This window comes from Paenibacillus sp. ALJ109b (genome assembly GCF_010747435.1).
Taxonomy (GTDB): Bacteria; Bacillota; Bacilli; order Paenibacillales; family Paenibacillaceae; genus Paenibacillus; species Paenibacillus taichungensis.
The window spans coordinates 51,254-64,834 of the sequence record NZ_JAAIFP010000009.1; the positions used below are offsets into that span (position 1 = coordinate 51,254).

Genomic DNA, 13,581 nt, shown 5'->3' on the forward strand with positions numbered 1-13,581 from the left:
TTATACTCCGAATAGGAAAGAAAAATAAGTGGCTTTTCTGGAGTAGGGCAGTTACAATTTGTTAGGATCAATAGATGTGGGGTGTGGACGGGGGATAGGTAATGCATAATGGATTGTAATGACGATTCAAATAAACTAAATTACGTAATGAATTGGAGATTTAATCAACAATGATAAAGAGTAAAAATTGGAATGTATTTGGCCTGGCTTTGTTGCTGGGTTTATTTTCAACGTTAGGTCCATTTACGATTGATATGTATTTACCGGCATTTCCTGAGATTGCAAAGAATTTCAATACAAGCGCTTCACTTGTTCAGTTTAGTCTTACTGCTTGTTTATTAGGTCTAGGTGTGGGGCAGCTCGTTATGGGTCCTTTGAGTGATGCTCACGGTAGACGTAAACCGTTGTTAATCTCCATGGCAGCCTATATTATTTGCTCCTTGGCGTGCGCTTTTGCTCCTAATATCGGACTATTGATTTTGTTTCGTTTCACTCAAGGATTTGCGGCTTCAGCAGGAATTGTCATTTCTCGTGCGATAGCTAGGGACCTTTATAGTGGACATGAACTCACTAAATTCTTCTCTTTGTTGTTGCTTGTAGGGAATTTGGGGCCTTTGGCAGCACCGATCGCTGGAAGTGGCATTCTTTCATTCACGACATGGATTGGTGTGTTTATCTCACTCTCATTTTTGGGCATTTTCTTATTAATAATGACCAAATGGGGTTTGAAGGAGTCCAACCCGCCTGAACGACGTATGGCTCCCAACTTCAAACAACAGTTGGGCAATTACAGAACGCTACTACGTGACCGCAAGTTTGTTGGCTATATGCTTGCACAGGGAATCATGACGGCTGGGGTCTTTGCATATGTAGCAGGAACACCATTTATATACCAAAATATTTATGGAGTCACACCAACTGTATTTGCTATATTGTTTGCTTCGAACGGGATCAGCTTGATTATCGGTTCCCAAATTGTGGGTCGGTTAGCACAACGTATACCTGAGCAGACTCTTCTATTATCTGGACTTTGGCTTGCTTTAGCGGCAAGTGTTGCAGCTTTGGTGGTAACCTTAGTTCATGGCCCGCTGTTCGCATTGGTCATTCCATTGTTCTTCTTTGTTTGCTCCATCGGTATTACGTCTACTGCGGCATTTCCGCTTGCGATGGAGAGCCAAGCCAAGATGGCTGGAAGTGCAGCAGCACTGCTCGGCGTGGTTCCTTTTCTTTTAGGCGCCCTGGTTGCTCCTCTGGTTGGTATCGCAGGTGAAGACACTGCCGTCCCACTTGGACTCACTTTATTAATGACCAGTCTCGTTGCGATTCTTACGTACTTCCTACTCGTTAAAAAAATATCGCATCACACACCTCAACATGCTCAGCCTGATTCTAACTTTTAATTGAGAATATGAGGGATTGATTCTATTAGATATAAAAAAACCGTTGAACTTTAATTTAAAGACTCAACGGTTTTTTATATTGTGGTAATGAAGGAAAGACGGCAATGAACTTTCGAAAGTCTAGCCTTTCGGGATCTTCCGGTAGCTGGAAGGGGAGAATCCCGAAATCTTCTTAAAGAGTCGGGAGAAATAATAGGGATCACTGATGCCCACTGTAGAGCTGACTTCCTTGATGCTCATTTCGGTAAGATCCAGAAGATGACCTGCCCGCTGAATTTTGAGCCGAAGGAAATATTCGATCGGAGCGACGCCCGTTTCAGAATTAAACAGAAAGATCAGATGCTGTTTCGACACCCCGACATGATTAGCCAACTCCGTAAGAGAAATAGAGCCACTCATATGAACATTCATGTATTGAATCGCCTGTTCCAGATAAGTTTCACGTTTCTTCTCTTGTGCCGATTTGACGGCATTTAAGCCAATTCCGGAGAGCAACTGTCTTGTAGTTTGGGCCACATGTACATGGGTAGTCAGGGCATATGTCCGCTCGGCCAGCATTTCATAGGTGGGTGCGAACCATTCCATTAAACGGGCCTTGCCGCTTGGGGATAAAGCGAGTGATGCGTTAGACAAACCAAACATATTCACCAATCTATTCGCATGGCTGCCTTTGAAATGAAACCAGAAGATACTCCATGGATTCTCCTGCATTGCCCCGTAACGATGTGCAGTTTCGGGTGGGATTATTATCATATCTCCTTGCTGCATGAGTATTCGTTCTCCATGATTCAGCTCAACCCAGCCTTCTCCCGCTTCGCAAAAGATGAAAATATGCGAGGGGCTGCCTTCCAGGCGCTCCCTGAAATGATATTGAGCGTTAGAGAAATAGCCGATGTCCGTAATAAATAAGGTAGAGGTTAGTTCTTCTTGTTCCAGTTCTTTCATCCAGTATTCTGGAAGTACGTATAGCTTCTCCTCTAGAAATCCTTCACGCTTGCGTATGTGGTCAGGACTCATTCCAGTTACCCCCGTAATTCATAATCCGAATAAGAATATAATCCATCACTTCCCGCATTTCGTCAATTGGAACCTTCCTTGACAGAATATACAGTATAACTATCAAGACAAGGGAGGCAGTTCTAACATGAAGCATGAGGCTGTGGATCACAAGCTGAAGGCGGATCCAATCGGATCCAATCAGGTACAAGTGTGGGAGACAAGCGTGTTGATACCTACATATGAGGCGGGTGAAGCTGACCCAAATCCTATGTTTCTGGAGAAAAGAGTCTATCAGGGAAGCACCGGCCGTGTGTATCCGCATCCAGTGATCGAGAGTATCTCGGATGTGAAGCATGATAAAAATTACAAATTGGTTATTCTGGAGAATCAGTATATCCGTATTGAGATCATGCCGGAAATCGGCGGTAGAATCTATCGTGCGCTTGATAAAACGAACAATTATGATTTTGTCTATTATAACCGCGTCATTAAGCCTGCACTGGTGGGCCTTGCCGGTCCTTGGATCTCTGGAGGAATTGAATTTAACTGGCCCCAGCATCACCGTCCTAATACATTTGGTCCGGTTGAATACAAATACGAAGTAACTGACAATGGCAGTGCTACAGTATGGGTTAGTGAGATTGACCGGATGTACGGCACAAAAGTCACTGCATCCTTCAAACTCTATCCGGATAAGGCCTATTTGGAGATCCATGCTCAATTATACAACCGGACACCTGAGCCGCAGACCTTCCTGTGGTGGGCAAATCCGGCCGTAGCGGTTAATGAATATACGCAATCCGTGTTTCCGCCAGACGTAACGGCTGTATTTGATCATGGCAAAAGGGATGTTTCGCGTTTTCCTATCGCTACCGGAACTTATTACAAACAGGATTACTCGGAAGGCATTGATATTTCCCGGTATAAGAACATCCCGGTTCCGACTTCGTACATGGCTTATAAATCCGATTATAATTTCGTCGGAGCATATGATCACGGCGTAGAGGCCGGATTGCTGCATGTGGCGAATCATCATATTTCTCCCGGCAAGAAACAATGGACCTGGGGAAATGGAGAGTTCGGTCAGGCGTGGGACCGTCAATTGACGGATGAAGATGGTCCATACATTGAACTTATGACTGGGGTGTACACAGATAATCAGCCCGACTTCACTTGGCTACAGCCCTATGAGGAGAAGACCTTCACCCAGTATTTCATGCCTTACAAAAACATCGGTGTCGTAAAAAACGCCTCCATCGAAGCAGCCATCAATCTGGAAGTTGATGCTGAAGCGGGAGAGGCAGTGATCAAGGTATATGCAACATCTAAACTCGAACATGCCGTTGTGGAGTTGAGTGGGGCAGCAACCCGGTATTTGCAGGAAACCATTGAATTGTCCCCTATAGATGTATATCAGAAGGTTATTCCGCTGGAGAGCGGGGAGCAGGAGCATGATCTGAAGCTTTTGGTTCGAAATAGGGAAGGCAGAGTGCTGATTTCCTATCAACCGAAACGTCCGGATATTGAACAGATCCCTGATGCTGCTAAACCACTGACAGCACCAGAAGAACTGCGTTCGACCGAAGAACTGTATCTGGCAGGCCAGCATCTGGAGCAATATCGGCATGCTACGTTTGAGCCTGAAGCGTACTATCTGGAAGGATTGAAGCGGGATAACGGTGATATCCGATTGAATGTAGCATATGGAACTTTACTGCTTCGTCGTGGATTATATATAGACAGCGAACAGTATTTCCGCAAAGCGATTGAGCGGTTGACCTGGCGCAATCCGAACCCATATGACAGCGAGGCCTACTATCAGCTGGGAGTAGCACTTCGTGGTCAAGGCCGTTTGGATGAGGCTTTTACTGCTTTTCACAAATCGGTATGGTCGGCAGCGTGGCAGGATGCAGGGTACTTCTCACTTGCTCAGATTTCCAGCTTGAAAGGCCAGTACACGGAGGCTCTGGAGCAAGTTGATCGTTCACTCATCCGCAATTCACGAAACTATAAAGCACGTAATCTGAAAGCTGCATTGCTGCGCAAACTTGGGCTGATTGATAATGCAAAGGCCTGTGCGCTTGAAACCCTTGAATTGGATGTTGCGGATTTTGGAGCTTATAATGAGTTGGCTTTGGCTCATACAGCTATGGGAGACAAGGATGCTGCACAAGGTATTCTGATTGAATTGCAGCAATTGATGAGAAATGACGCCCATAACTATCTGAATGTCATCGCAGACTATATGGACAGTGGTTTCTATGAAGAAGCCATTGCAGTAGGGAAAAGCATAGTGGACCTGGAGAATTCAGTCTATCCGATGCTGCATTATGCACTAGCTGAATTATATGAACGTACCGGACAACATGAACATGCTCAAGAAGCTCGCCGTAAGGGACAATTGGCCAACCCAACCTATTGTTTCCCGAACACCTTGTATGAACTTCAGCTACTGGTAAGTGCAGTTCATGCTAATCCGCAGGACGACAAGGCTCATTACTATCTCGGAAACTTTTATTACGACAAAAAACGGCCTATCGAGGCGATTGCGAGCTGGGAGAAGTCCCGTGAACTGCGGGATGATTTTCCGACGGTACACCGAAACTTGGGGTTGGCCTATTATAACAAACAGAACAATCCGCAAGCGGCCCTAGCTTCGCTTGAACAGGCCTTTGCTTGTGCACCGGAAGATGGTCGTATTTTCTTTGAACTGGATCAGCTGCGTAAGAAGCTTGCGTGGTCAACAGACAAACGCCTCCATATCCTTGAAGAGAGGCGAGATCTGGTTGAGAAGCGAGATGATCTGTATGTGGAATACGTAACCCTGTTAAACAATTTTGAACGTTATCAAGAGGCAATCGCTGCCTTGTCTCTGCGCAATTTCCATCCGTGGGAGGGTGGAGAGGGGAAAGTGACCGGGCAATATAAGTTGGCTCATACCGAGCTTGGTAAACAAGCGCTGCAAAACGGTCATTATGAAGCAGCAGTTCAGCATTTACAACAAGCATTAGTCTATCCATTGAATCTGGGAGAAGGTAAGTTAGAAGGAACTCAGGAGAATAATATTTATTATTATCTCGGCATGGCCTACGAAGGTCTGCAGCGGGAATCAGAAGCCAGCGCTAGTTACACCATAGCTTCACAGGGTCTAGCCGAGCCGACAAGTGCGTTATTCTATAACGATCAGCCGCCAGAAATGATTTTTTACCAAGGGTTGGCCTGGTTGAAGCTCCGTAACGTGAAAGAAGCTAAGCGCCGTTTTAATAAACTGATTGATTATGCTGAAAAGCATATTTTTGACGACATCAAAATGGATTATTTTGCGGTATCCCTGCCGGATTTCCTGGTATTTGAGGATGATCTGAACCGGCGCAATGTAATCCATTGCCGGTACATGAGAGGCTTGGGGCTTCTGGGGCTTGGCCATGACGAAGAAGCCAAAACCGAACTTGAGTTGGCTCTGGAAATGGAGCCTAATCATCAAGGGGCGATGGTTCATAGACGGTATCCTCGGCAACTGCGCGAAGGATTTCAACCTTAATGCTCCATCATCAAAGAGATGGAGAGATATTGTCCATTGACCGTATTACAGAGAATATACCTGTATTGCTACAAACAAAAAGGAGGGTGTAATGATAATGGATGTAGGGCATAGGGAGTTGCCGCGCAAACTGACCATCACGATGTGGGATTTTTCCTGGTACACCATGACCTTACCGGGGGAACCTTATAGCGACCTTGAGGCAAGATTTAAGGAAGCGGTGGAGAGGGGCTACAATACGATCCGAATCTGTGCGATGCCCTTTTTATTGTTCACGGCGGAAGGAAAGCGGCCGGGTCCGTTACACTTCGGCAGCCTTGGAGAGATCGGGCAGCGGACACGCTGGTATAACTGCCGGGGCGGCGCCGAGCTGGATGGACATGCGCATTTACTGGAGTTGTTCAGACAGGCCAAGGCCCATGGCTGTTATATCATCTTGTCTTCTTGGGAATATCAGCAGAGCCCCAGCTTTCTGGCCTTTCCCGGGTTGCGCGATGAACTGGCTGCCATCGCTCCGGAGAAGCGATTTATGGCTATTGCCAGATCCATGGATCAGCTTATCCGATATATAAAAGCCGAAGGATATGACGAACAGATCGTCTACACAGAGCTGCATAATGAGGTGGAGTTCGGGCAACTGACCGAGATTGGAACCGCTCAAGGCATTGCCCCGTCCAATGTACCGGCACTGGTGGAAGCCATGCAGCCTTATATTGAAGAGGCCGTAGGTTATCTTAGAAGTGTCCACCCGGATATCCTGATGACAGCAAGTTATACACTAAATGAAGCCTATCCCAAATCCTATGTAGCGGGAAATTTACAGGTGGCACATTTCCATCTCTATATCAAAGGGGTATTGAATGAATTAACCGAAGCGGCTGGAATTGATGATGAGCAGGCACCTTTTCCCGGCTCATTCGTCCAATCGCTCCTACGGGAGGATGCGCCTCCATTTGAAGAGTATGCGCTCCCGTGTGACCAAGAATGGAGGATGGATGGAAATCCGGTAGGGTTAAGACTGCTCTATTTGCATGACTGGGTGGAGCCAGATAAATGGGATCTTTTTTTATACGAAAATTATAGTAAACATAAGCTGGCTATGCTGCAAAAGGCAGATATGCGCTTCGAGGAAGCTCACGAATGGGCGGCTCATTCTGGCTTGCCGGTCGTTATTGGGGAAGGATATGTTGGTTATACGCCGCTGTTAGCGGAATTCGAAGAGGGGCCTGTTGGGAAATTTATTGCAGAGTACGCGCTGCGTAAAGGAATGGCTCTTGGCTTCTGGGGGATGACTCTATGCTCTAACTGTGCACCGCATCATCCTTTCTGGGACGATGTCGCCTGGCAGCAGAAATGGAATCAATATATTCTTGCATCGCAATAATTGTTATGTTGGCAAGAATCAAACTTTATGTTCTCTTCTTTTTAGAAACGTCGTACATCATAGCGAATATTTTACTATATCCATACACTACGACTAAAGGAAGAAAATAAGAAAAGAAAGTCCAATAGATATTCCAGCCATTAAAATACAGAACTCTACCCATTTCTTTAGCCAACCATTCGATCAGCGTTAATATAAAAGAGGTTATTAGGATTGCTAGCCACGACTTCGTTTTTTTTCAAGAATCATGTATATCATGAGGCACCCGGCAATAGGGTATATACCTAAGTCGAAAGGGAGGCCTGCATATGATTGGTTGTGAGTGTTTGGGAGGATATTCCAAAAGAAGTTAAAGCCCACACCGTTTAGACAAGAAGAGGTGGCTACTCCCAGCGGATAATAAGCTAAGAGGATGTTAACGTTTCTGCGCAGAATCCACCCACCAATTAAGATGGGGATAACCAAACCAAAGATGACATTCCCCAGCATCGAATCACTCCCATAGGTTTCATCTGAATAATTTCTTATTATTAACTAAATTTTAAATTTCATAAGGGGTGCATCCTACTTTTGTATTAACAGGCTAGCCAGAATCTTCTGGTTGGCCTTTTTGTCGATTGAATAACGTGGTACTAGATGATAATGTGAAATAAGGGCGAGGCTTCCTCATTGGGAAATATATTATTTGAATCGAGGTTTTGAAAATGAGGGTAAAACGAATTGTCACCAATATTAATACACAAAACGTTCCAGTAGCAAAAAACTTTTACCAGGATGTGCTTGAACTTGATTTATTGATGAATCACGGTTGGATTGAAACATACGGATTACTTGGGGAGGAGAACGTTCAAATAAGTATCGCTACACAAGGTGGCTCCAATACACCTACACCTGACCTTTCAATTGAAGTCGATGATGTCGATGTAGTGTACGAACGCATGAAAAGTGCTGGTTATACAATAGAATATGATCTTACGGATGAGCCCTGGGGAGTTCGTCGATTCTATGTACGTGATCCATTTGGTAAGTTAATCAATATCCTTGCTCATAGACATTAAATCAGTTGTCAGAGAGGTATACAAGCAGAGGTACTGTTCAAATTAAAGTACTTTCTTTAAAAATTATTGTATATTGGTTTGAAGTATTGGCATTCTTTTCTCGGATGTTATGATTAACTAAAAGTCGCAAATTCAAAGTGTACAATGACAAAATTCATCACTATTAACGGGGGGAAACAAGAATGATGAATGTTTTGTTGGTGGATGATGAGCCATGGGTACTTGAAGGTCTGCGAACAATGGTAAATTGGAACAAATACGGTTTTCAAATTTGTGGAGAGGCTGAGAACGGGAACGCTGCTTGGTCCATTATTGAGAACCTTCGGCCAGATCTGGTGTTTACAGATATTCATATGCCTTCAGTGAACGGACTTGAACTGATTGACCGTTCGTTACAAAGACTAGACAAACCGCCACGTTTTGTCATATTAAGCGGATACGATAGCTTTGATTATGCGAAAACAGCGCTGGAACAGCGTGTGGAGGATTATTTGCTCAAACCTATTGATGAGCTTGAGATTGAAAACGTATTAGAACAGATGAGTCGTAAAATTCAGAACGAGCTTGTCTCAGAGAAACTGCATCAACAAGAGCGTACTTTATATGTAAATTGCTTGTTCAACCGTCTGTTTCAGGGTGAGGACAGCAGCGAGCTGCAAGCCGAAGTGGAAAGTATATTACAAATGGAGGGTCATGAGAACATGGCCTGTCTTTTAATTGAGACGGATACTTGTAATGAGGATATACAGTCCCAGGTAGAGCGTTTGGCTAGTTCTAATCACTACGAGTTTTTTATGGATGCTGACGGAAGAATGGGTGTGTTTGCTGCTGAAATTGAAGATTCTCTGAATTGGCTTGAGAGGTTAGGAAGAACCCTGTTCGAGATGTACTCCGATCATGGATCGATTATTGTGGCATTTGGATATCACTCAGGTGGAGTAGTTGCTATGCGGTCGGCATATGAAAAAGCATTTGCTGCTTTGAAATGGAAGCGTTATCAAAAAGGGAGTGGCATTATTCGTGATCAAGATTTGCCAATGCATGGTAACATGGCGATTGTAAATCAAAAAGCGTTGACTAACCTGTTTAAAACCATTTTAACGGGTGAAGAGGATGGGTTGGAGAGAGAGGTAAATGAGCTGCTTGCGAGTCCAGATTCAGGGCTGTCTGTGTCGGATATAGAATATGTTCGGGTACAATTGCTTGCTCTTGAAATGGGAGTTCTCAAGCAACTGAAGGAGCTGGAAGGGGATGTAGATAGTTTCGAGTTGCAGCTACAACATATGTTGGGCGGCTTAACCGACATTGTTTCCTATCCTGCATTTCGGGAATATGCACTGATATTAAGTCTCAACGCTTTAAGAGCTCTGCAGGAGCTGCGGAAAGAAAAAGAATGCAGCACGATTTTTCGTGTAGTGCAGTATGTTAACCATGAGTTTCGGGAGAAGCTGCAGCTCCAGGAAATTGCCCAGAAATTTCATATGAATGCCAACTATCTGGGGCAAGCCTTCAGACAGCAGACTGGCAAGTCTTTTCGGGAATATCTGAATGATAAACGGATCGAGGAGGCCAAGAGACTATTGCGTCAGAGCTGTTCCAGCATAGCCGAAGTTGCGGTTAATTCAGGGTACCCCAATGCCGACTATTTTGTAAGTCAGTTCAAGCGAATGACGGGTATGGCTCCTTCTACATACCGAAAACAACCATAGGTCTGATTCGACAAGTAACGAATGAAGGATGGCGATGGAAGACATGTTTAAGAAATTGCGATTTCGCGGCATCGTGAACGATATTCCTTTGAACTACAAGTTTATGCTGATCTATGTTATCGGTATTTTGCTTCCGATCATAGCAAGCAATTATTTGTTCATGGATCGTATGTCGGGGCTAATCAAGGAGCGGGAAGAGCAGAATCTGCAAATATCCTTGGAGCGGGCGAGAAAGGACATTCACACCATGATTGACGGGGGGATCGCTGTCAGTCACGCCTTAATCACGGACAAGCTGTTGTCCGAATCCATGGATCGTGTATACAAAGGCCAATTGGATTTCTACAATACATTCGATGAACAGCTTCGCCATCGGGTGACTTCCTATATTCCCGTGAACAATCAGATCCAGCGAATCGGCATCTACACAGATAACCCAACGATTGTGTCTGGAGGGGATTATTATTATCTGAACAGCTCAATGAACGCCAGCGCGTGGTTCAGACAATGGGAAGCGGCAGGGGAAACACTAAGTGTACTCGCTTATCGCGATCAGGCTGCGAATGATCGCGCGGCGACCTCGTCGTATTTTAGCGTGATTGAAAAAATGGACTATTACAACGCAGACAACTCTTACAAGAAGCTGGTGCGCATTGATTTTTACCTTAATCGATTCTATGACGTTATTGCGAGAGAGAAGAGTTCGCTGGATCTGTATTTGGTCAACGCCAAAAATCAGATTATCGTGTCCACAGATGACAAGTATCAGGGTGAGGTAGATAGTGATTATGCATTATTCGATACAAGCAAAGCGGTGGACAAGGACCTACATATCGTTCCGATTGGCAAGGCCAGCTATGTGAAAGGTTGGAAGCTCATTGGCGTGCCTCAAGAAACACGTGTCAAACAAGCGATGCTCTCCATGAAGCTTTATTTCGGTATGCTCGCTGGTATCATTACTTTGGTTACCTCCATCTTCATCTATGTCATGCTGCGTTCATACAATTATCGAGTGAAACGTCTATCCAGACATATGCAAAAAGTGGGGAATGAGAAATTTGATCTGATCAACATTGATGGGGGACAGGATGAGATAGGTCATCTGATTCGTAATTTCAATATGATGACGGCTCAGATCCATTCCTTGATCAATAATGTGTACAAGCTTGAAATTCAGCAACGGAGCCAGGAGGCTGAGCGCATTCGCGCTGAGCTGAATTTGCTTCAAAGCCAGATGAATCCTCATTTTTTATTTAATACGCTCAATGCGCTGCTGGTGGTCAGCACCAAAAACAATTATATAGATGTCAAAGACATTATCAAGGACCTATCCAAGTTGCTTCGCCGTTTGTTGAATTGGAAGGACGATGTGGTCACGCTGGAAGAGGAAATGAGTTTTACGGTCATGTATCTGGGGATTGAGAAATTCCGTTTTCGAGACAAGTTTGAATATTACATTGATATTAGCGAAGAGGCGAGGCAGTATAGAATTCCAAAAATGAGTATCCAACAATTGGCCGAGAATGCTTGCAAACATGGAATTCAGGCTATTGAGGGGCTCGGCTATGTAAAGATTAAAGCAGAAGTTGTGAGCGAACGCCTGCGTGTCATTGTATCCGATAATGGTAAGGGCATGGATAAGGAACGGCTGCAAGAGGTTCTGTATCATATGCGAAGCAAGGAGGAGAGCGGAGGAAGTAATATTGGCATACGTAACGTATATCGCCGTCTTGAATTGTATTATGACGATAAAGTGGATTTTAACTTGGTGAGCAGAATAGGAGAAGGGACAGAGGTCTCCTTCGAAATTCCATTGCAACTGCTAGAGCACCAGGGTGAAAAAGGAGGTAAGGACAATGGCATTTAGAGTGCTGCTAATTGATGATGAGCCATGGGCGCTAGAGGGCTTGCAGCTGTGGATCCCATGGGAAGGCCTTGGCTTTGAGGTATGCGCTTTGTGCAGCAACGGTGCGGAAGGACTAAAACGAATGGAAGAGCTACAGCCGGATCTTGTCGTGGTGGATATTAATATGCCCATTATGAATGGACTGGAAATGATTGAAGAATGGCGACGTAGAGGAAACTGGTCGACCAAGTTCATTATTCTTACAGGGTACAGCGATTTTGAGTTTGCGCGAAAAGCGCTTAAATTCAAAGTTTCCGGTTATCTGTTAAAACCATTGGATGAGGAACAGGCGGAGTCCGAGATCCGCACGATGGGCATGGAACTGCTAAAAGAGCAAGAGCAGCTGTATATTGGGCAGATTGCATTGAGAGAGCAGGAGATTTTGATAATGAAGCAGGCTTTGTTAGGCAAAGTGCGATCTGCAGAGGATACTAAACTAATGCAGTCCCTGTCCCAGTCAGCTGGATCCTGGAATGTATGCCTGGTTCAAGTATCCGAGCAAGAGTTTGGTCGGTGGAGCAGTCTTGCTTCAGAGGTTCTGAACGGACGGGATGTCATTTATATCATTCGTATGCGAAATGATCTTGTATGCATTGTGTTTGGCGATGTTTCCCCCGGACTTCATAGAACGAGCGGAAATTTTAGAAAACAATTAGAAACACTGGCTCGCCGTCTGGCGGGCTTTCGTACATATATGGCGATTGGCTCAACCGAATCCTCTCTTCATCACATCAGCAACTCCCGGATAACAGCAGAGAAGGCGTTGCTGCACGCTTTTTATGAAACGGAAGAGAATTGCATAATGGATTATGCCGATCTCCAGAACCACGATTTTCAAAGGTACAACAAACAGGTTGAACTGATCGAGCGAGTACTGGGAGCGCTTCAGCTCATTGATTACGCCAACTACCAGTCCGCTGTGGAGTTTATTGAGCAATCCTTTCGACAGATACGGGTCCATCCGGATGAGGCTCGAAAATTTGTGATTTACCTTCTTCATGAAATTCGGGCTTACATGAGGGCGCAGATGGCTGAAGATTCAGAGAATTACCGTATGTTTGAAATCCCGGATTTGGATGAAGCGCTGTTAACCTTTGACGATTTGATCGGCATGCTGCATTCATGTGGAAGAGTATGCTTTGAGTTTTTACTTAAAGAGAGCGTCTTCGAAGCGCAGGGTATTGTGCAGGATATCAACGATTATATTCATACGCATTTCCGGGAGGGATTGACTATTAAGTTGCTGTCGGAACGTTTCTTCCTGCATCCGGCCTATTTGGGACAACTGTTGATACGCAAAAATGGGATCGGCTTCAATGAACTGCTTCATAACCTGCGGGTTGAGGAGGCATGTCGGTTGCTACAGATGAATCAATACAAAAATAGCGAGGTCTCGGAAAAGGTTGGATACGCCAGTTACCATCATTTTTTAAAGCAATTTGAGAAACGTATGGGCATGTCTCCTAACGAATACAAGAAAACCTGAGCTTTTCTCGGAAAGAGCTATAATTCGAATATAGTTTCCATAGAGATGTAAATTTATAATTAAATTCAAATGAAAGGGCTTTCATATAGTGAGATCAA

General features: G+C 44.7%; 8 protein-coding genes. 7 read left to right on the plus strand and 1 reads right to left on the minus strand.

Annotation, left to right across the window (positions count from 1 at the left end):
* Nucleotides 1-170: 170 nt before the first annotated feature.
* Nucleotides 171-1,400, plus strand: coding sequence for a multidrug effflux MFS transporter (locus G3352_RS12395; RefSeq protein WP_163756911.1), 1,230 nt, complete (start codon nucleotides 171-173; stop codon nucleotides 1,398-1,400).
* A gap of 120 nt (nucleotides 1,401-1,520) precedes the next feature.
* On the opposite strand, the gene G3352_RS12400 is transcribed toward G3352_RS12395, so the two are convergent.
* Nucleotides 1,521-2,417 carry an AraC family transcriptional regulator gene (locus G3352_RS12400; protein WP_163756914.1) on the minus strand — a complete coding sequence of 299 codons (897 nt, stop codon included), beginning with the start codon at nucleotides 2,415-2,417 and terminating at the stop codon, nucleotides 1,521-1,523.
* Nucleotides 2,418-2,544: 127 nt separating this feature from the next.
* On the opposite strand from G3352_RS12400, the gene G3352_RS12405 reads away from it, so the two are divergent.
* The 6 genes from G3352_RS12405 (at nucleotide 2,545) to G3352_RS12430 (ending at nucleotide 13,483) form a co-directional block, all read left to right on the plus strand.
* The gene (locus tag G3352_RS12405) at nucleotides 2,545-5,940 is read left to right on the plus strand and encodes a tetratricopeptide repeat protein (RefSeq protein WP_163756915.1); all 3,396 of its coding nucleotides are present in this window, start codon (nucleotides 2,545-2,547) and stop codon (nucleotides 5,938-5,940) included.
* Between the two features lie 97 nt (nucleotides 5,941-6,037).
* On the plus strand, nucleotides 6,038-7,324 hold the full coding sequence (locus tag G3352_RS12410; RefSeq protein WP_163756917.1) for a cellulase-like family protein: 1,287 nt from the start codon (nucleotides 6,038-6,040) through the stop codon (nucleotides 7,322-7,324).
* A 704-nt stretch (nucleotides 7,325-8,028) separates the two neighbouring features.
* Nucleotides 8,029-8,382: a VOC family protein gene (locus G3352_RS12415; protein WP_163756919.1), complete on the plus strand. Its 354-nt coding sequence runs from the start codon at nucleotides 8,029-8,031 to the stop codon at nucleotides 8,380-8,382.
* 182 nt (nucleotides 8,383-8,564) lie between these two features.
* Nucleotides 8,565-10,091: a response regulator transcription factor gene (locus G3352_RS12420; RefSeq protein WP_163756921.1), complete on the plus strand. Its 1,527-nt coding sequence runs from the start codon at nucleotides 8,565-8,567 to the stop codon at nucleotides 10,089-10,091.
* Between the two features lie 43 nt (nucleotides 10,092-10,134).
* Nucleotides 10,135-11,958: a sensor histidine kinase gene (locus G3352_RS12425; RefSeq protein WP_240343050.1), complete on the plus strand. Its 1,824-nt coding sequence runs from the start codon at nucleotides 10,135-10,137 to the stop codon at nucleotides 11,956-11,958.
* Nucleotides 11,948-13,483 (plus strand): response regulator transcription factor, encoded by a 1,536-nt coding sequence (locus G3352_RS12430; RefSeq protein ID WP_163756925.1) that lies wholly within the window; start codon nucleotides 11,948-11,950, stop codon nucleotides 13,481-13,483. Before G3352_RS12425 ends, G3352_RS12430 begins: the two co-directional genes overlap by 11 nt.
* The last annotated feature ends 98 nt before the right edge of the window (nucleotides 13,484-13,581 follow it).